The 17,308-nt window shown below is 72.0% G+C and carries 17 protein-coding genes; 4 read left to right on the top strand and 13 right to left on the bottom strand.

Going from position 1 to position 17,308, the window contains the following annotated elements; all coding sequences use genetic code 11:
• Nucleotide 1: 1 nt before the first annotated feature.
• Entirely contained in the window at nt 2-769 is a 768-nt protein-coding gene (locus ACIQTO_RS09210; protein WP_402384983.1) for an ABC transporter permease subunit, read from the top strand.
• Between the two features lie 46 nt (nt 770-815).
• On the opposite strand, the gene ACIQTO_RS09205 is transcribed toward ACIQTO_RS09210, so the two are convergent.
• The gene (locus ACIQTO_RS09205) at nt 816-1,139 is read right to left on the bottom strand and encodes an ATP/GTP-binding protein (protein ID WP_402384980.1); all 324 of its coding nucleotides are present in this window, start codon (nt 1,137-1,139) and stop codon (nt 816-818) included.
• 228 nt (nt 1,140-1,367) lie between these two features.
• Between ACIQTO_RS09205 and ACIQTO_RS09200 the strand changes: the two genes are divergently transcribed.
• A complete protein-coding gene (locus ACIQTO_RS09200; RefSeq protein WP_402384977.1) occupies nt 1,368-2,675 on the top strand; it encodes an LLM class flavin-dependent oxidoreductase in 1,308 nt (435 codons plus the stop codon).
• Between the two features lie 144 nt (nt 2,676-2,819).
• Here ACIQTO_RS09200 and ACIQTO_RS09195 read toward each other — a convergent pair whose 3' ends face one another.
• Nucleotides 2,820-3,212 (bottom strand): SCO5389 family protein, encoded by a 393-nt coding sequence (locus ACIQTO_RS09195; RefSeq protein ID WP_329489629.1) that lies wholly within the window; start codon nt 3,210-3,212, stop codon nt 2,820-2,822.
• A gap of 485 nt (nt 3,213-3,697) precedes the next feature.
• Here ACIQTO_RS09195 and nucS point away from each other — a divergent pair, with 485 nt between their 5' ends.
• A complete protein-coding gene (gene nucS, locus ACIQTO_RS09190; protein ID WP_380576510.1) occupies nt 3,698-4,357 on the top strand; it encodes an endonuclease NucS in 660 nt (219 codons plus the stop codon).
• Between the two features lie 10 nt (nt 4,358-4,367).
• Here nucS and ACIQTO_RS09185 read toward each other — a convergent pair whose 3' ends face one another.
• The 5 genes from ACIQTO_RS09185 to ACIQTO_RS09165 all read right to left on the bottom strand — a co-directional run bounded on the left by ACIQTO_RS09185 (nt 4,368) and on the right by ACIQTO_RS09165 (nt 10,514).
• Nucleotides 4,368-6,671, bottom strand: coding sequence for an ATP-binding protein (locus ACIQTO_RS09185; RefSeq protein WP_402384973.1), 2,304 nt, complete (start codon nt 6,669-6,671; stop codon nt 4,368-4,370).
• A 216-nt stretch (nt 6,672-6,887) separates the two neighbouring features.
• Nucleotides 6,888-7,232 (bottom strand): STAS domain-containing protein, encoded by a 345-nt coding sequence (locus tag ACIQTO_RS09180; protein WP_402384970.1) that lies wholly within the window; start codon nt 7,230-7,232, stop codon nt 6,888-6,890.
• A gap of 366 nt (nt 7,233-7,598) precedes the next feature.
• Nucleotides 7,599-8,468 (bottom strand): 3-hydroxyacyl-CoA dehydrogenase family protein, encoded by an 870-nt coding sequence (locus ACIQTO_RS09175; RefSeq protein WP_402384967.1) that lies wholly within the window; start codon nt 8,466-8,468, stop codon nt 7,599-7,601.
• Nucleotides 8,469-8,655: 187 nt separating this feature from the next.
• On the bottom strand, nt 8,656-9,306 hold the full coding sequence (locus tag ACIQTO_RS09170; protein WP_402384964.1) for a response regulator: 651 nt from the start codon (nt 9,304-9,306) through the stop codon (nt 8,656-8,658).
• Complete coding sequence (locus tag ACIQTO_RS09165) at nt 9,303-10,514, bottom strand: sensor histidine kinase (protein ID WP_402384962.1); 1,212 nt, start codon at nt 10,512-10,514, stop codon at nt 9,303-9,305. The genes ACIQTO_RS09170 and ACIQTO_RS09165 overlap by 4 nt, the downstream gene beginning before the upstream one ends.
• A gap of 158 nt (nt 10,515-10,672) precedes the next feature.
• Here ACIQTO_RS09165 and ACIQTO_RS09160 point away from each other — a divergent pair, with 158 nt between their 5' ends.
• Nucleotides 10,673-11,263: a hypothetical protein gene (locus ACIQTO_RS09160; protein WP_402384960.1), complete on the top strand. Its 591-nt coding sequence runs from the start codon at nt 10,673-10,675 to the stop codon at nt 11,261-11,263.
• Between the two features lie 43 nt (nt 11,264-11,306).
• Here ACIQTO_RS09160 and ACIQTO_RS09155 read toward each other — a convergent pair whose 3' ends face one another.
• The 6 genes from ACIQTO_RS09155 to atpA all read right to left on the bottom strand — a co-directional run bounded on the left by ACIQTO_RS09155 (nt 11,307) and on the right by atpA (nt 17,295).
• Nucleotides 11,307-11,879, bottom strand: a complete 573-nt coding sequence (locus ACIQTO_RS09155) for a cob(I)yrinic acid a,c-diamide adenosyltransferase (protein WP_402384958.1) — start codon at nt 11,877-11,879, stop codon at nt 11,307-11,309.
• A gap of 229 nt (nt 11,880-12,108) precedes the next feature.
• Entirely contained in the window at nt 12,109-12,609 is a 501-nt protein-coding gene (locus tag ACIQTO_RS09150) for a DUF2550 domain-containing protein (RefSeq protein WP_030302766.1), read from the bottom strand.
• 148 nt (nt 12,610-12,757) lie between these two features.
• The gene (locus ACIQTO_RS09145; protein ID WP_402384955.1) at nt 12,758-13,141 is read right to left on the bottom strand and encodes a F0F1 ATP synthase subunit epsilon; all 384 of its coding nucleotides are present in this window, start codon (nt 13,139-13,141) and stop codon (nt 12,758-12,760) included.
• Between the two features lie 184 nt (nt 13,142-13,325).
• Nucleotides 13,326-14,771 carry a F0F1 ATP synthase subunit beta gene (gene atpD / locus ACIQTO_RS09140; RefSeq protein WP_402384952.1) on the bottom strand — a complete coding sequence of 482 codons (1,446 nt, stop codon included), beginning with the start codon at nt 14,769-14,771 and terminating at the stop codon, nt 13,326-13,328.
• A 2-nt stretch (nt 14,772-14,773) separates the two neighbouring features.
• A complete protein-coding gene (locus ACIQTO_RS09135; protein WP_402384950.1) occupies nt 14,774-15,688 on the bottom strand; it encodes a F0F1 ATP synthase subunit gamma in 915 nt (304 codons plus the stop codon).
• A gap of 32 nt (nt 15,689-15,720) precedes the next feature.
• Nucleotides 15,721-17,295: a F0F1 ATP synthase subunit alpha gene (gene atpA, locus ACIQTO_RS09130; RefSeq protein ID WP_402384948.1), complete on the bottom strand. Its 1,575-nt coding sequence runs from the start codon at nt 17,293-17,295 to the stop codon at nt 15,721-15,723.
• Nucleotides 17,296-17,308: the final 13 nt, after the last annotated feature.

Raw genomic sequence — 17,308 nt, 5'->3', positions numbered from 1 at the left:
GATGGCGTCCTTCCCGGCGGTGCTGCGCTCCGAGTGGACGAAGATCCGCAGCGTCCGGTCGACGGTCTGGACGCTCGCGCTGGCGTTCGTGGTCACCCTCGGCATCGGCGCGCTGCTGTCCCTGCTCACCAACAACAACTTCAACGAGTTCCGGGGCGACACGGACATCCCGTTCGACGCCACCGGGACGGCCTTCTCGGGCATCATCCTGGGCGAACTGGCCATCATCGTCTTCGGCGTGCTGGCGATCGGCAACGAGTACAGCAGCGGGATGATCAGAGTCACCCTGGCCGCCGTTCCGCAGCGCGGGACCCTGCTCGCCGGCAAGGCGGTGGTGCTCGGCGCGCTGGCCTTCGCGGTCTCCCTGGTCACCGCGTTCATCACGTTCTTCGTCGGCCAGGCGCTGCTCGGCGACCACTCCACCAGCCTCGGCGAGCCGCACGTGCTGCGCGCGGTGTTCGGCGCGGCGATGTACCTGACGCTGCTCTGCCTCTTCTCGGCCGGGGTCACCGCGATGCTGCACAACCAGACGCTGGCGCTGGGCGTGCTGGTCCCGTTCTTCTTCCTGCTCTCGCCGATCCTCTCGGCGGTGCCGAAGGTCAAGACGCTGGCGCACTACTTCCCCGACTACGCCGGCTCGCGGATGATGCTGGTCTACGAGCAGCACGGCCAGCCGTACGGCCCGTGGGCCGGCTTCGCGATCTGCCTGGCCTGGACGGTGGCCGCGCTGGCCGGCGGCGCGCTGGTGCTGAAGAACCGCGACGCCTGACCCGCACCGCACCGCACCGACGCGGTCGCGGCGCCCCGGACCCGGTCTAGTACCGCGGGGCGCCGCGGCCGCGCTGGACGTTGGAGGCCCGCCGGTCGCGGGCGCCCCAGCAGGCCCGGTGCCAGTGCCGGCGATCGTCCACCCCGGCGCCGTACATCGGCCAGGCCACCACATGGCCGACGCCCGGCGGGATCTCCTGGTCGCAGCCCGGGCAGCGGTAGTGGCGGCCGGCGGTGCCGGCCACCGTCTGCACCACCCAGTCGTCGCCCTGGTAGCTCTCGGTGCGGCGCAGGGCACCGCCGAGCGGGGCGGCCGGCGCCGAGTCCTCGTGATCGGCTGCACTCTTGATCCGGTTGCGGCGGGGCGACACGTCTGGCTGCCTCTCTACGGGGTGCTCGGGACCGTTCCAGGTTACGGCCGGCGCCCACCCCTCAGAGCCACTATCACGGCACCGCCCGACGCTCCGGCGTTTCCCGTGATATCCACCCGTTCTTCTGTGAAATTCGTGGTTCGGCGTGCCATTGGCACATGACATCGGTTACTCACAAGGGGACAGGCGGGGCCCGCAGACCCTGCGCGCACCCGAGGAGGCCCAAGGATGACCAAGACCAGCGCCCGCGCCGAGACCCGCCGACCCGTCGGAGTCCGGCCGCCCGCGGTCGGCCCGGCACCGACGACCGCCGGCCCGGCCACCGCCGCCGGCACCCCCCTGCCGGCGCCCCAGCGCTCCGGCACGCGCCCGGCGGACACCGCACCGGTCCGGGTCGGTGCCTTCCTGCTCTCCGCGCAGTTCCCCGGCCAGACCCACGGCGAGGCCCTGGACCGGACGGTCCGGGCCACCGTCGAGGCCGAACGGGCCGGCCTGGACAGCGTCTGGCTGGCCGAGCACCACTTCGTCCCGTACGGGGTCTGCCCGAACGCCGCGACGCTCGCCGCGATGCTGCTCGGCCGCACCCGCCGGATCGGCATCGGCACGGCGGTCAGCGTGCTCTCCACCGCCCACCCGGTGGCGCTCGGCGAACAGGCCGCGATGCTGCACCTCGTCTCCGGCGGGCGGTTCACGCTCGGGGTGGGGCGCGGCGGCCCGTGGATCGACCTGGATGTCTTCGGCGCCGGTGTGGAGGCCTTCGAACAGGGCTTCCCGGAGCGGCTCGACCTGCTGCTGCGCTGGCTTCGCGGCTCCCGGGTGGGCGCGGACGGGCCGCAGTTCAGCTTCCCGGAGGTGGCCGTGGTGCCACGGGCCACCGAACCGCCCCGGCGGCCCGACCTCGGTGCCTGGCTCGGTCTCGGCGACCAGTCCGGGCTGCTGCGCTTCCCGCGCCAGCGGGTGGAGACGGACGGGCCCGGCGAGGAACTCACCGCCTCGGGGCGCCCGGTCACGGGGCCGCCGATGGTGGTGGCCTGCACCTCGCCCGGCGGGGTCCGGCTCGCCGCCGAACGCGGCCTGCCGATGCTGCTCGGCATGCACTCCGGGGACGACGACAAGCTGAGGATGCTGGAGCTCTACCGCACCGCCTGGCTGGCCGCCGGCCGGAACGAGGAGCAGCTGCGCCGGATCGGCCGCCAACACGTCGCGGCCGGGGTGGCGCAGGTCGACGACCGCACCTCGGCGGCGCGGGCGACGCTGCTGCGCGCGATGCCCGGCTGGTTCGAGTACGGGCTCGGCGCGCACCGCACCGTGGACGGCCGGGAACGCAAGATGCGCGACCCGCACGAGTACACCGAACTCCTCTGCGACCTGCACGCGGTGGGCACCCCGAAGCAGTGCGCCGACCGGCTGCTGGCCACCGCCGAGCGCACCGGCATCAGGCGCTTCGCCCTCCTCGCCGAGGGCAGCGGGGACCGCGAGGCCACGCTGCGGAACATCGCCCGGCTCGGCTCCGAGGTGCTGCCGCAACTGAGCTGACGCCACCGGCCCGGTCCGGACGGCGGACGCCGCCGGGCCGCCCCTCCCCCGCGACGGGGTGGGGCGGCCCGGTGGCGTTCCGGTGCCGCCGGAGCGGCACCGGCGCTCCCTGCGCCGTCGTACCGACGCAACAGGCCCGCGCGATCAGCAGTCCCGGAGTTCCTCGGACTGGTTGAGCAACTGCTCCCGGACGGACGTGAAGCGATCGAACCGCGCCTCGTTGGAGTCCGACGGCAGGAACACCGCCACCCGGTGACAGTTCTGGAAGGCCAGCCGGACGCCGAAGTGACGCTGCAGAGCGCCCCTGATGGCGTCGCTGGCGAGGGCCCGGAGGAGCTGGCCGCGGGCCTGCTCGCTGGGCGGCGGTACGTGGTTGTCGGCGAAGTCGGTGCCGTCGACCTTCGCCTGGGCGACCAGCGAACTGATCAGCTCCCAGGCGTACGGCAGGGAGACGCGGACGCAGTCGACGAATTCCCGCTCGTCGACCTCGCCCCGCTCGGCCTTTTCCAGCAGGGCCGGTGAGACGTCGAGCGACATGGATTCTCCTCTCGCGGTCCACCCGCGCGGCGCCCGGGTGGTGATGCGTAGTCCAAGCTGAGGGTGAGGGTGGGCGAATTCACGCGTGATGTCCGGAACGCCGTCGGACGGCTGTTACCGGCACCGTGCGGAGGCGTCGGCGCCGAGGCCGCGTCGGGGACGCGCCGGGGCACCGGCCGCTCAGAACAGCGTGGCAGCCAACGGGGAGCAAGGCCGGGGATTCCTGTGGATTGCTCCGTAAATACGCCCCGCTGCACCAGATTGGCCGGATCCTGTTGGATCGTTCATCTGAAGTCTCCGTCCCCGTTGACAGCTCTGCTGCAAGCGAGCCGTCACACACCGTAGCTGCCCGTGGGAATGGGCGCCAGAGTGCCGACAGGCATTCGCGGGATCGCCGAACCTCCATGGTCGCGGGGTTCGCGGATTCTTCACCCGGCCGTCGCGGAATCGCATCAACTGGCCCCGGTGGGCTAGCGTGGTCGACCGTGCGTCTCGTAATTGCCCGCTGCTCAGTCGACTATGCCGGTCGGCTCTCCGCCCATCTGCCCTCCGCCACCAGGCTCATCCTGGTCAAGGCCGACGGCAGCGTCAGCATCCACGCCGACGACCGCGCCTACAAGCCGCTCAACTGGATGTCCCCGCCGTGCACCCTCAAGGAGGCCGACGGGGTCTGGACAGTGGTCAACAAGGCCGGCGAGAAGCTCATCATCACGCTGGAGGAGGTGCTGCACGACACCTCCCACGAACTCGGGGTGGACCCCGGTCTGATCAAGGACGGCGTCGAGGCGCACCTCCAGGAGCTGCTGGCCGACCGGATGGAGGTGCTCGGCGCCGGCTGGTCGCTCATCCGCCGCGAGTACCCGACCGCGATCGGCCCGGTCGACATCCTCTGCCGCGACTCCGACGGCACGACCGTCGCCGTCGAGATCAAGCGCCGCGGCGAGATCGACGGCGTCGAGCAGCTCACCCGCTACCTGGAGCTGCTCAACCGGGACCCGCTGCTCGCCCCGGTGAAGGGCGTCTTCGCCGCGCAGGAGATCAAGCCCCAGGCCCGTGTCCTCGCCACCGACCGCGGTATCGGCTGCGTGGTGCTGGACTACGACGGCCTGCGCGGCATCGACGACGACAAGCTCAAGCTGTTCTGACCGGTCAGCCCTACGGGGTGGCCGTGGCGGTCGCCGACGGCGAACCGGTCCCCGGGGTGCTCGGATCGGCACTCGGGGAGGACGGCGTCGAAGGCGCGGTCGTCGGCGGCGTCGTGCTCGGACCGGAGCCGCTCGGCACCGGGGACGGCACGGTCGGCTGAGCCGGCGGCTGCACGGGCGGCACCACCGGTGGCTGCGACGGGCCCGGGGAGGGCGGCTGCGAGGCCGTCCCGGTCGCGGTCGGCGACTTGGTGGGCTTCTTCGACGCCGACCCGGACGCCGACGGCGAGTGCGACGGCCCGCCGCCGCTCGCCGACTCCTCCGGGGCCGCCGTCTCCGGAGACGAGGCCTCCGGGCTCTGCGCGACGTCGGAGGGCGTCGCCGCGGGGCTCAGACTCGGCCGGGGCGTCGGCAGGCCCGCCGGCACACCGGAGCCGTCGTCCGTGCTGCTGTGCGGATCGTTGCCGCGGGGCTCGTCCGGGCCGGTGACGGTCAGCCCGACCGCCGTACCGAGCACGCCCAGCGCGAGGACGGCCGCCGAGGCGGCGATCACGGTGCGCCGGGTGCCGCCGGCCGTGCCCGGAGTGGTCTTGAACCGCCACGGCACCTGCGCGATCGCCCGGATGACGGGCCGTCGCACGGGTATCGGCGCGGTCGACCCGGCAGCGGGCAGCTGCCGGCCGTCGGCGCGCAGCAGGTCGAGCATCCGGCGGGCGCCGGCGGCCCCGCGCGGCTCGCCGAGCGCGGCCCGCAGGGTCAGCGCGGACTCCAGTTCGGCGGCGGCCCGCACGGGCTCCCGGACGCAGATCGCGTGGACGCCCAACTCGTGGTGGAACCAGGCCTCGTCGGCCCGCGAGCCGGTGGCGCGGGCGGCCTCCAGACCGAGCAGCAGGGCACGCTCCCAGGCACCCCAGCGCAGCGCCAGCGCCAACGCCGGCCCGGCCGCCCGGGCCAGTCGCAGGACGGCGGTGTGCCGGCCGGCGGCGCGGTCGGCCAGCAGCGCCCCGATCACCACCTCCGCCTCGGCCGCGATCTGTTCCGTGGAGACCGAGCTGTGCCCGACCCACCAGGCGAAGTGCTGGGCGGCACCGTCGACGCTGCCGCGGGCGGGCCAGTGCGGGGCGAGCAGCTCCTGCGCGCCGGCGGTCAGCCGGTGGTGGCCGCCGATGGACACCGCCAGCCCCGCGTCGGCGAGTTCGTGCAACGCGCTCTCGCCCTGCCCGACGTCGATCAGCGCCGGCAGGTGCGGGGCGGTCGGGCACTCACCGCCGAGCGCCACCGCGAGCCGCAGTACGGCCTGGGCCGGCTCACTGAGCCCCTCGGCGAGCCGGACGGCGGGCGAGGCGCTCTCGGCCACGGACGGCAGCGGCACGGTCCCGCGCAGCTCGCTCTCGCGGACCGCCGGGTCGGGGTGCCGGTCGGGCTCCTCGACCGCGCCGAAGACGTCCAGCCGGTCCTCCTCGGCGGCGACCAGCGCGTCCACCGCGACGTCCCGCTGCCGCAGCAGCGCGGCGGCCTGGACGAAGCGCAGCGGCAGCCCCTCGGACTCGAACCAGAGGTCGACCGCCCAGGCCTTCTCGGCGGCGTCCAGGGGCCGTCCGGCCAGCCGGGCGGCGAGCGCCAGGCAGGCGGACCGGGAGAGCCCGGCGACCAGGTGGTCCCGCAGCCGGGAGTCGGCGGGCAGCGGCGGGCTGTCGGGGGCGACGGAGATCAGGAAGGCGCAGTCGGGGGCGGCGGCGAGCAGGTGCTCCAGCTCCGCGCCGGCCGGTTCGACCTCGTCGACGACCACGATCGCGCCGACGAGGGCGAGGTGCTCGGCGAGTTGGCCCGGATCGGGACGGAAGCCGGGCGCGTGGTGCGTCGCGGCGAAGAGGTCCTGGAGCAGGTCGTCGCCGGTGCGGCGGTGGCCGCACAGCTGGACGACGCCGCCGGGCGCGAGGTCGCCGGCGGCCTCGGCGACGGCCGACAGCAGCGCGCTGCGGCCCGAGCCGGCCTGGCCGACCAGGCGTATCGAACGCCCCTCGGCGAGCAGGCCGAGCAGGTGTGCGATGTCGGCCTCGCGGTCGAGCAGCGGAAGGTCGGCGGGACCGGCGCCGAGGGCGAGCGGTCCGACCGCGCGGCCGGGGCCGCCGAGCGGGCCGCGGGCGGGTTCGGTGCGCCCGGTCCGACGCGGGCGGGGCCGCCACTCCTCGGGGCAGGGCCGGACCTCGGACCCGTCCGGGGTGCCGACGGTCACCAGCAGGGTGCCGGAGACCAGCTCACCGCCCCGGATCCGTACGGCTTCCTGCCGGAACTCACCGGATGGCTGTCCCACGATCTGCTCCGCCCCTGGTCGGCCGACGACTCGGTACGGCCGTCCGGGCCGGGGCACACCCCCTGCCTCCGGCCGGGGGGACCCCCGCCCGGCCGGAGGCAGGGAGGAGCCGGTCCCGTCCCCGGCGGCCGTCTTCTGACGGCAGACTCTTGCACATCCGGCCCGGCCCGCGCAGGGCGGACCCGCCCCGAGGGGCGCGGGAGCGCGGCGCGGGGCCTACAGCGCCGGGCCGAGCGCGGGCAGCGTCGTGCCGCGGGGCTCCGAGACACCGCCCTCCACGGCGAGGATGCGGTGCAGTCGGGTGGCCACCAGCAGCCGCTGGAGCTGGGCCGGGACGGAACGCAGCACCAGCCGGCGGCCGATCCGGCCGGCCCGGCGGTGGGTTCCCATGATCACGCCGAGGCCGGTGGCGTCCCAGAACTCCAGCCGGGCGAGGTCCAGGACGAGGTCGCCCCGGCCGCCGTCGACGGCGGTGTGCAGTCGGACCCGCGCGTCGGCGGCGGTGCGCACGTCGAGGCAGCCCTCGATGGCCAGCGCCGCGTGGTCGCCCGTGATGCGCATGGTCTCCTCCTCCGCCTGGCGGTCACTGATTCGGGTCGTTCCGCCCCGGCCGCGCGGGTCCGGGATCGGGTGTCCATCCGGGCGGGCCTGAAGCCCCGCGCCCGGGACCGGCCGCAGCATCGTCGGCGTGGACCGGGTCCCCCTCATCTGACGGTGAACCAGGTCCGCAGGTTGCTGGTTCCGGCCAGATCTGAAGCAACTTCACTCGTCCGAGGGAATATACGCAGGAACTCTCCACACCTACGCTCGATTACCGCCCAAATCACCCGTCTGCGGCACCCGGCGTGAGGAAACTCACCCGCCCCGGCCGGTGGGCCGTACGGTGCTCCGACCGCACGGCCCGGCCCGGTCACCGGCCCCGGCGCGTCACTTGGCGGGGTACGGGTAGAAGCCCCGGCCGCTCTTGCGTCCCAGGTCACCGGCGGTGACCATGCGCGCCATGATCTCCGGCGCGGCGAACTTCTCGTCCTTGGTCTCGGCGTAGATGTTCCGGGCGGCGTGCAGCAGGATGTCGACGCCGGTCAGGTCCGCGGTCTCCAGCGGGCCCATCGCGTGGCCGAAACCGAGCCGGCAGGCGGTGTCGATGTCCTCGGCGGTGGCGACGCCCGACTCGTAGAGCTTGGCGGCCTCGACCACCAGGGCCATGATCAGGCGGGTGGTGACGAAGCCGGCCACGTCGCGGTTGACCACCACGACCTCCTTGCCGACGCCCTCGGCGAAGGCCCGCGCGGTGGCGAGCGCCTCGTCGCTGGTCTTGTAGCCGCGCACCAGCTCGACCAGACGCATCAGCGGCACCGGCGAGAAGAAGTGCACGCCGACGACCGACTCGGGGCGGCTGGTGACGGCGGCGATCCGGGTGATCGGGATGGCCGAGGTGTTGGAGGCCAGCACCGCGCCGTCCTTGGCGATCCTGTCGAGCTCCCTGAAGACGCCCTCCTTGACGTCCAGCTGCTCGAAGACCGCCTCGACCACGATGTCGGCCTCCGCGACCGCGCCGAGGTCCGTCGTGGTGGTGATCCGGCCGAGCGCCGCCTCGGCGTCCTCGGCGGTCAGCCTGCCCTTGGCGACGAACTTCTCGTACGAGGCGCGGATGCCGTCGAGGCCGCGCTTCAGCGCCTCCTCGGTGACGTCCCGCAGCACCACCGGGTGGCCGGCCTGAGCGGAGACCTGGGCGATCCCCGCCCCCATCAGGCCGGCACCGATCACGGCGATCTGCTGGCTGGACGCGTTGCTCATGGCTGGGTCTCCCGGATGCCGTCGCCGCCCTGCGGGCGGGCCCTGAAGGCGGCTCAGCGCAGGGATCACCCGCTTGTGAGCCGCGCCGCTCATGCGCCGGACTCTAATGCCCTTCCGCCCGCCGTGGTGTCATCCGGGAGTGTGATCTGCGACTGACTGACCTGCCCCGATACCGGAGGGCCGCCGCTCAGATCGTCAGACCGAGGTCCTGCGCGAGGATCGCCGCCTGCACCCGGCTGCGCAGCCGCAGCTTGGCGAGGATCCGGCTGACGTGCGTCTTGGTGGTCCCCTCGGCCATCTCCAGCCGCCCGGCGATCTCGCCGTTCGACAGCCCGGCCCCGATGCACGCCAGCACCTCCCGCTCACGCGGGGTGAGCCCCGACACCGACTCCCGCACCTCGGGCCCGACCGTGCGCCCGGGGCGGGCGAAGGTGCCGATCAGCCGCCTGGTCACCGAGGGCGCCAGCATGCCGTCCCCGCGCGCCACCGTGCGGATGCCCTCGACCAGGGTGTCCGCCTCCAGGTCCTTCAGCAGGAAGCCCGCAGCGCCGGCCCGCAGCGCGCCGTAGACGTACTCGTCCAGGTCGAAGGTGGTCAGCACCAGCACCTGGGCGGCCCCGGCGGCCACCACCTGGCCGGTCGCCGAGACGCCGTCCAGCCGGGGCATCTGCACGTCCATCAGGACGACGTCGGGCCGCAGCTCCAGGGCCAGCCGCACCGCCTCCTCGCCGTCCGCGGCCTGCCCGACCACCTCCAGGTCCGGCTCGGCCCCGAGGATCATCACCAACGCCGCCCGGACCGCCGCCTGGTCCTCGGCCACCAGCACCCGAATCGTCATGTCCGCCGTTCTCCTTCCCCGGTCATCAGTTCCCGCGGCAGCACCGCGCGTACGCTCCAGCAGTCCCCGTCCGGGCCGGCCTCGAAGCTGCCGCCGAGCAGCCCGGCCCGTTCCCGCATGCCGACCATCCCCGCCCGGGCGCCGGGCAGCCCCCGGGCCACGTCGGTGCGGTACGGGCTGTCCACGGCGATCCACAGCTCCCGCGGCCGGTACTCCAGCAGCACCCGGACCTGCCCCGGGCCGGCGTGCTTGAGCGCGTTGGTGAGCGACTCCTGCACGATCCGGTACGCCGCCAGCCCGACCGGCACCGCCAGCTCCCCGCGCTCGCCACGCTCCGTGAGGTCGAAGTCCAGCTCCACGGCCCGGCCCGCCTCCCGGGCCTTGGCCAGCAGCGCGTCCACCGCGTCCAGGTCGGGCGCGGCGTACGACTCGTCGGCCTCGCCGCCGCCGCTCTCGCGCAGCAGCCCGATCATGCGGCGCATTTCGGCCAATCCCTGCACGCTGTTCTCCCGGATCACCCCCAGGGCCGCCACCAGCGGATCCTCCTCGGAGCGCCGCTGACGCCGGGCCACCGACTGGGCTCCGGTGGCGTGGATCGCGATGGCGGACAGGTGGTTGGCCACCACGTCGTGCAACTCCCGCGCCATCCGCGCCCGTTCACCGACCACCGCCTGACGCCGGTCCATCTCGGAGAGCAGCGCGGTCTGCTCGGCGCGCAGCCGCTGGGTCTCCGCCTCCTCCCGGTGCTTGCGCACCACGTCGCCCGTCCAGACCGGTCCGAGGAAGATCAGCGTGGTGATGACCACGACGGCCAGTGCCGTCGGGGCGTCGCTGTACAGGAAGGACAGGCTGCTCAGCACGACCACCGAGCCGGCACCGGTCAGGTGCAGGACGCGGGACATCCGCGGACTGCCGTAGAGCACCGCGGCGTACAGCAGATCGGTGTACATGATGGTGGTCGCGATCAGCGCACCGGTGAAGATGCTCACCGCGAAGACCACTCCGCCGAGCGCCACCGTCAGGATCGGACGGCTGCGCCGGAACAGCTCCAGCCCGGCGATGACCAGCAGCGGCGGCAGCACCATCCAGCGCGGCACGCCCTCGGAGTGGTCGTAGACCTTGGAGGCGATCAGGACCAGCCCGCCGGCCAACCCGGCCAGCGCGATCGCCCGGTCCTCCTGGCGTGGGGTGAGGGTGGGTCGGCGCACAGCCCCATCAGATCATCTCCGGCCGGGCCCCCGACTCCGGTCCGGGGAGGAGCCCCCGTACATCGAAAGGTGCAGGCCCGGTTCGGCTCCGGCGACGACGACCGGCGCGCCCCGACCGGGCAGGCTGGAGGCACCGCTGACCGACCCGGGAGCACTCCATGATCGTCACCCTGATCCTCGCGGCCGAGGTCGCGTTCTGGATCCTCCTCGGCCTCGGCCTCGCCGCCCGCTACCTGCTGCGCCTTCGCACCCTGAGCACCGTCCTGCTGGTCGGCCTGCCGGTGGTGGACCTCACCCTGTTCGCCCTGACCGTGCTCGACCTGCGCGGCGGCGCCACGGCCGGCTGGACCCACGCGCTGGCCGCCGGCTACGCGGGCTTCTCCATCGGCTACGGGCCGTCCCTGGTCCGCTGGGCCGACCGGCACTTCCAGTACCGCTTCGCCGGCGGTCCCAAGCCCATGGGCGCGCCCAAGTACGGGCCCGAGCGGACCCGCCACGAGTGGCGGATCTGCCGGCGCACCGTGGTCTCGGCCGCCGTCACCCTGGGGCTGATCACCGCCCTCGTCCCGCTCTCCGACGGCGCCGCCCAGTTCGGCACCTTCACCGGCTGGTACCTGCGGCTGGGCATCACGGCCGTGGTCAACGTGATCGTGGCCGGCTGCTACTCGCTCTGGCCCAAGGAGGCCCCGGCCGGTGCGATCGTCGAGGCCGGCCGTGTGGTCGGCCGGACGACCCCCCGGCCGCGGTAGCGGCCCGCCCCGGCGGCCCGGCCGACCGGCCGGGCCTGCCGCCTCAGCGGTTCTCGCCCGGTACCCAGAGCACGTCGCCCTGCTCCTTGTTGGCCGACCGGGCCAGGATGAACAGCAGGTCGGAGAGCCGGTTGAGGTACTTGGCGGTCAGCGGGTTCACGGTGTCCCCGTGCTCCTCGATCGCCGCCCAGGTGGCCCGCTCGGCCCGCCGCACCACCGTGCAGGCCAGGTGCAGGTGGGCCGCCCCGACCGTGCCGCCGGGGAGGATGAAGCTGCGCAGCTTCTCCAGCGACTCCAGGTAGTGGTCGCAGTCCGACTCCAACTTGTCGATGTAGGACTGCAGCACCCGCAGCGGCGGGTACTTCGGGTCCTCCACCACCGGGGTCGCCAGGTCGGCGCCGACGTCGAAGAGGTCGTTCTGCACCCGGACGAGCACGGCGGCGATGTCCTCGGCGAGGCCCCCGGCGGCGATCGCCACGCCGATCGCGGCGTTGGCCTCGTTGGTGTCGGCGTACGCGACCAGGCGCGGGTCGGTCTTGGTCGTCCGGCTCATGTCACCGAGCGCGGTGGTGCCGTCGTCGCCGGTACGGGTGTAGATGCGCGTCAGATTGACCATGACGCCCAGACTAGCGAGCCGGGTTAGGCGGCGTTAACCCCCCGGGGGACCGGGGTCCCGTCGGCCCGCGACGCGCGCCCTCCCGCACTCCGGGGCGCCATCGCTACGCGACGTTGACCTCCCCCAGCCTCCGGCCGGGGGGACCCCCACCCCGAGGGTCTCGTCGCTACGCGACGTTGACCTCCCCCAGCCTCCGGCCGGGGGGACCCCCACCCCGAGGGTCTCGTCGCTACGCGACGTTGACCCTCTGCCCGGGCGGGGCGGCTTCGAGCCAGGCGAGGAAGCCGGTCAGGGCGTCGTCGCTCATCGCCAGCTCCAGCGGGGCGCCATTGTGCAGGCAGCGGAGCACGACCGAGCCGGAGAGCAGCGCGAGCTCCTCCTGGCCCTCGGGATAGCGCCGGCCGAGCACCTCGATCTCCCGACGCGGCAGGACCTTGCGCGGGCGCGGGGCGTAGGAGAAGACCCGGAACCACTCGATCGAGTCACCGCTGTAGCGGCCGATACCAAAAACCCACCCCTTGCCGTCGGTCTGCGGGACCGGGGCTGAGGTGGGTTTGCCGTTCTCGTCGAGGTCGGGCTGCGTCGAGGCGTCGGCGGGCATTTTGAGCCGGTAGCTGCAGTCGAACGTTCCGCCGACCCGCTGGATCACACGGCGTCGTACCGCGAATGCCACCAGGCCGATCACACCCAGCGCAACGACCGCCGCGCACACCACAAGGGCGAGGACCATGCTCACCTACCTCCTCGCTACCCGCGTTCCCCGTATCGGTCGTATGAGGCGACCGCGTTGACCTACCAACTGAGACGACAGTCCCGGGGTCACGCTCACGCGTCCCCGGGACCGTCGGTCGACCCCGCTAAGCCAGGGTCCGGCGCACTCAGGCGTGGGCCTTGAGACCGCGCGCCGCGAACAGACGCACCTCGGCGCGTCGCTCGGCGTGCTCGTCCAGGTCCGACTGCGCCTGCTCCAGTGCACGCTCGGCGCGCGCGACATCGATCTCGTCCGCCAACTCGGCGATCTCCGCGAGCAGAGACAGCTTGTTGTCGGCGAAGGAGATGAAGCCGCCGTGCACAGCGGCGATCACGGTGCCGCCGTCCACGGTGCGGATGGTGACCGGACCGGTCTCCAGCACGCTCAGCACCGGGGTGTGACCCGGCATGATGCCGGTGTCACCGGAGGCCGTACGGGCGACGACGATGGTGGCCGCACCGGACCACACCTTGCGGTCGGCTGCGACCAGCTCGACGTGCAGCTCAGCCAACGTGGGCTCCTAGGCTCATGCAACGCCCGATTACTCGGGAGTTTCGGTAAGAATAACGGGCCCGCGCCCCCGGCATGAAACCGGCGGCACGGATTTGACCGGAATCACAGCCGATGCGACGTGAGGGGTGGGTCCCAGGGCTGGGGCCCACCCCTCACGGTCACGCTGCTGCTACCGGACGCGACTACTTCTTCGCGAGCTCGGCGGCGTTCTTCTCGAGGTCCTCGATGCCACCGCACATGAAGAAGGCCTGCTCCGGAACGGCGTCGTACTTGCCGTCCGCGATCGCGTTGAAGGCCTCGATGGTCTCCGAGAGCGGCACGGTCGAACCCTCGACACCGGTGAACTGCTTCGCCACGTAGGTGTTCTGCGAGAGGAAGCGCTCGATCCGACGGGCACGGTGGACCGTGACCTTGTCGTCCTCGGACAGCTCGTCGATACCGAGGATCGCGATGATGTCCTGCAGGTCCTTGTACTTCTGCAGGATCCCCTTGATACGGATGGCCGTCTCGTAGTGGGTCTGCGCGATGTACCGCGGGTCGAGGATGCGGGACGTGGAGTCCAGCGGGTCGACGGCCGGGTAGATGCCCTTCTCCGAGATCGGGCGCGACAGAACGGTCGTCGCGTCCAGGTGGGCGAAGGTGGTGGCCGGGGCCGGGTCGGTCAGGTCGTCCGCGGGGACGTAGATCGCCTGCATCGAGGTGATCGAGTGACCACGGGTCGAGGTGATGCGCTCCTGCAGGAGGCCCATCTCGTCGGCCAGGTTCGGCTGGTAACCCACCGCGGAGGGCATCCGGCCGAGCAGGGTCGACACCTCGGAACCGGCCTGGGTGAACCGGAAGATGTTGTCGATGAAGAGGAGCACGTCCTGCTTCTCGACGTCACGGAAGTACTCCGCCATGGTCAGCGCGGAGAGCGCGACGCGCAGACGGGTGCCCGGCGGCTCGTCCATCTGGCCGAAGACCAGCGCGGTCTTGTCCAGAACGCCCGAGTCGACCATCTCGTGGATGAGGTCGTTGCCCTCACGGGTACGCTCACCGACGCCGGCGAAGACCGACACACCACCGAAGTTCTCGGCGACGCGGTAGATCATCTCCTGGATCAGAACGGTCTTGCCGACACCGGCACCACCGAACAGACCGATCTTGCCACCGGTGACGTACGGGGTGAGGAGGTCGATGACCTTGATGCCGGTCTCGAACATCTCGGTCTTGGACTCGAGGTCCTTGAACTCCGGGGCCTTGCGGTGGATCGGCCAGCGAACCTTGACCTCGGCCTCGAACTCGGCCTTGTCGACGTTCAGCACCTCACCGAGGGCGTTGAAGACCTTGCCCTTGGTGATCTGGCCGACCGGCACCGAGATGGCGCTGCCGGTGTCGGAGACCTGCGCGCCACGGACCAGGCCGTCGGTCGGCTGCATCGAGATGCCGCGGACCATGCCGTCGCCGAGGTGCTGCGCGACCTCGAGGGTCAGGATCTTCTTGCCCGAGCCGTCGGGGTTCTCGACCTCGACCCGCAGGGCGTTGAACATGTTGGGAATCGCGTCGACGGGGAACTCCACGTCGACGACCGGGCCGATGACCCGCGCGACGCGGCCCGTCGCCGTGGTCGGCTCAACAGTGGTGGTCATTCTCATTCGCTCCCGCGGCTAGCGTCGGCGAGGGCGTTGGCACCGCCGACGATCTCGCTGATTTCCTGGGTGATCTCGGCCTGACGGGCCGAGTTGGCAAGCCGCGTGAGCGACTTGATGAGCTCTCCGGCGTTGTCCGTCGCGCTCTTCATCGCGCGCCGGCGAGCGGCGTGCTCCGAAGCGGCGGACTGCAGCAGCGCGTTGTAGATCCGGCTCTCGACGTACCGCGGCAGCAGTGCGTCGAGGACGCCCTCGGCCGACGGCTCGAAGTCGTACAGCGGGAAGATCTGGTTCGTGGCCTTCGACTCGTCGCTGAGCTCGACCTCGTCGAGCTTGAGCGGCAGCAGCCGGGCGTCCACCGCGGTCTGAGTCAGCATGGACTCGAACTTGGTCGACACCAGGTGCAGCTCGTCCACGCCGCCGGTCTCGGCCGTGAAGGCCTCGATCAGATCGGCCGCGACGGCCTTCGCGTCACCGTAGGTCGGCTTGTCGGAGAAGCCCGTCCACGACTCCGCGACCGTGAGGTCACGGAAGTTGTAGTACGAGACGCCCTTACGACCGACGATGTACGTCACCACGTCCTTGCCCTCGGCGCGAAGCTTCGCGCTGAGCGCGACCGCCTGCTTGATGGCGTTGGTCGAGTAACCGCCCGCCAGGCCGCGGTCCGCCGTGATCAGCAGGACGGCGGCACGCGAGGCGCCCGGGTTCTCGGTGGTGAGCGGGTGCTTGGCGTTGGACCGGGTGGCCACCGCCGTCACCGCCCGGGTGAGCTCGTCGGCGTACGGAGTGGAGGCGGCCACCGCGCGCTGCGCCTTGACGATGCGCGACGCGGAGATCATCTCCATCGCCTTGGTGATCTTCTTCGTCGCGGTGACAGAGCGGATCCGGCGCTTGTAGACCCGAAGCTGTGCTCCCATGGGTCGTTACGTCCTTTCCCTCGTTACCGGACTCAGGCCTGCTCGGAGAGCAGCTTGCCGTCAGCCGTGGTGAAGCCCTGCTTGAAGGCGCCGATCGCGGTGGTCAGCGCGTCGATGGTGCCGTCCTCCAGCTTGGAGGTCTCGACGATGCCGGCCAGCAGGTTCTTGTGCTGCAGGCGCAGGTGGTCCAGGAACTCGCGCTCGAAGCGGCGGATCTCCGCGACCGGGACGTCGTCCAGCTTGCCGGTGGTACCGGCCCAGATGGAGACGACCTGCTCCTCGACCGGGAACGGCTGGTACTGGCCCTGCTTGAGCAGCTCGACCATGCGCGCACCGCGCTCCAGCTGAGCCTTGGAGGCCGCGTCCAGGTCGGAACCGAAAGCGGCGAACGCCTCCAGCTCACGGTACTGGGCGAGGTCCAGGCGCAGACGGCCGGCGACCGACTTCATGGCCTTGATCTGGGCCGAGCCACCGACGCGGGAGACCGAGATACCGACGTTCACGGCCGGGCGGATGCCGGCGTTGAACAGGTCGGACTCCAGGAAGCACTGGCCGTCGGTGATCGAGATGACGTTGGTCGGGATGTACGCCGAGACGTCGTTGGCCTTGGTCTCGATGATCGGCAGACCGGTCATCGAGCCCGCGCCCAGCTCGTCGGAGAGCTTCGCGCAGCGCTCCAGCAGGCGGGAGTGCAGGTAGAAGACGTCACCCGGGTAGGCCTCGCGGCCCGGCGGACGACGGAGCAGCAGCGACACGGAGCGGTACGCCTCGGCCTGCTTCGACAGGTCGTCGAAGATGATGAGGACGTGCTTGCCGTCGTACATCCACTCCTGGCCGATGGCCGAACCGGTGTACGGGGCGAGGTACTTGAAGCCGGCCGGGTCGGAGGCGGGAGCAGCCACGATGGTGGTGTACTCCAGCGCGCCGGCCTCCTCCAGGGCGCCACGCACGGACGCGATGGTGGAGCCCTTCTGGCCCACGGCGACGTAGATGCAGCGGACCTGCTTCTTCGGGTCGCCCGAGCGCCAGTTGTCGCGCTGGTTGATGATCGTGTCGATCGCCACCGCGGTCTTGCCGGTCTGGCGGTCGCCGATGATCAGCTGACGCTGGCCGCGGCCGATCGGGGTCATCGCGTCGATGGCCTTGATACCGGTCTGCATCGGCTCGTGGACCGACTTGCGGACCATGACGCCGGGGGCCTGCAGCTCCAGGGCGCGACGGCCGGTGGAGGCGATGTCGCCCAGACCGTCGATCGCGTTGCCCAGCGGGTCCACGACGCGGCCGAGGTAGCCGTCGCCGACCGGCACGGAGAGGACCTCGCCGGTGCGCCGCACCGTCTGACCCTCCTCGATGCCGCCGAACTCACCGAGGATGACGACACCGATCTCACGGGTGTCGAGGTTCAGCGCGAGGCCGAGCGTGCCGTCCTCGAACTTCAGCAGCTCGTTCGCCATGACCGAGGGCAGACCCTCGACATGCGCGATACCGTCCGCCGCGTCAGTGACCGTGCCGACCTCTTCACGCGAGGCGGCGTCCGGCTGGTACGACTGGACAAAGTCGGCCAGCGCGTCCCGGATTTCCTCCGGACGGATCGTAAGCTCCGCCATCAGGCTTCCCTGC

This window comes from Kitasatospora sp. NPDC091207 (assembly GCF_044768625.1).
GTDB lineage: Bacteria > Actinomycetota > Actinomycetes > Streptomycetales > Streptomycetaceae > Kitasatospora.
Note: the sequence above shows the minus strand (reverse complement) of the source record. Positions and strands in the feature narration are given on the sequence as shown.

Bases quoted from the DNA above. Each gene is read 5' to 3' on its own strand.
- ACIQTO_RS09210 (WP_402384983.1), top strand. From the start codon at position 2: ATGGCGTCCTTCCCGGCGGTGCTGCGCTCCGAGTGGACGAAGATCCGC.
- ACIQTO_RS09200 (WP_402384977.1), top strand. From the start codon at position 1,368: ATGACCAAGACCAGCGCCCGCGCCGAGACCCGCCGACCCGTCGGAGTC.
- ACIQTO_RS09195 (WP_329489629.1), bottom strand. From the start codon at position 3,212: ATGTCGCTCGACGTCTCACCGGCCCTGCTGGAAAAGGCCGAGCGGGGC.
- ACIQTO_RS09180 (WP_402384970.1), bottom strand. From the start codon at position 7,232: ATGCGCATCACGGGCGACCACGCGGCGCTGGCCATCGAGGGCTGCCTC.
- ACIQTO_RS09175 (WP_402384967.1), bottom strand. From the start codon at position 8,468: ATGAGCAACGCGTCCAGCCAGCAGATCGCCGTGATCGGTGCCGGCCTG.
- ACIQTO_RS09170 (WP_402384964.1), bottom strand. From the start codon at position 9,306: ATGACGATTCGGGTGCTGGTGGCCGAGGACCAGGCGGCGGTCCGGGCG.
- ACIQTO_RS09160 (WP_402384960.1), top strand. From the start codon at position 10,673: ATGATCGTCACCCTGATCCTCGCGGCCGAGGTCGCGTTCTGGATCCTC.
- ACIQTO_RS09155 (WP_402384958.1), bottom strand. From the start codon at position 11,879: ATGGTCAATCTGACGCGCATCTACACCCGTACCGGCGACGACGGCACC.
- ACIQTO_RS09150 (WP_030302766.1), bottom strand. From the start codon at position 12,609: ATGGTCCTCGCCCTTGTGGTGTGCGCGGCGGTCGTTGCGCTGGGTGTG.
- atpD (WP_402384952.1), bottom strand. From the start codon at position 14,771: ATGACCACCACTGTTGAGCCGACCACGGCGACGGGCCGCGTCGCGCGG.
- ACIQTO_RS09135 (WP_402384950.1), bottom strand. From the start codon at position 15,688: ATGGGAGCACAGCTTCGGGTCTACAAGCGCCGGATCCGCTCTGTCACC.
- atpA (WP_402384948.1), bottom strand. From the start codon at position 17,295: ATGGCGGAGCTTACGATCCGTCCGGAGGAAATCCGGGACGCGCTGGCC.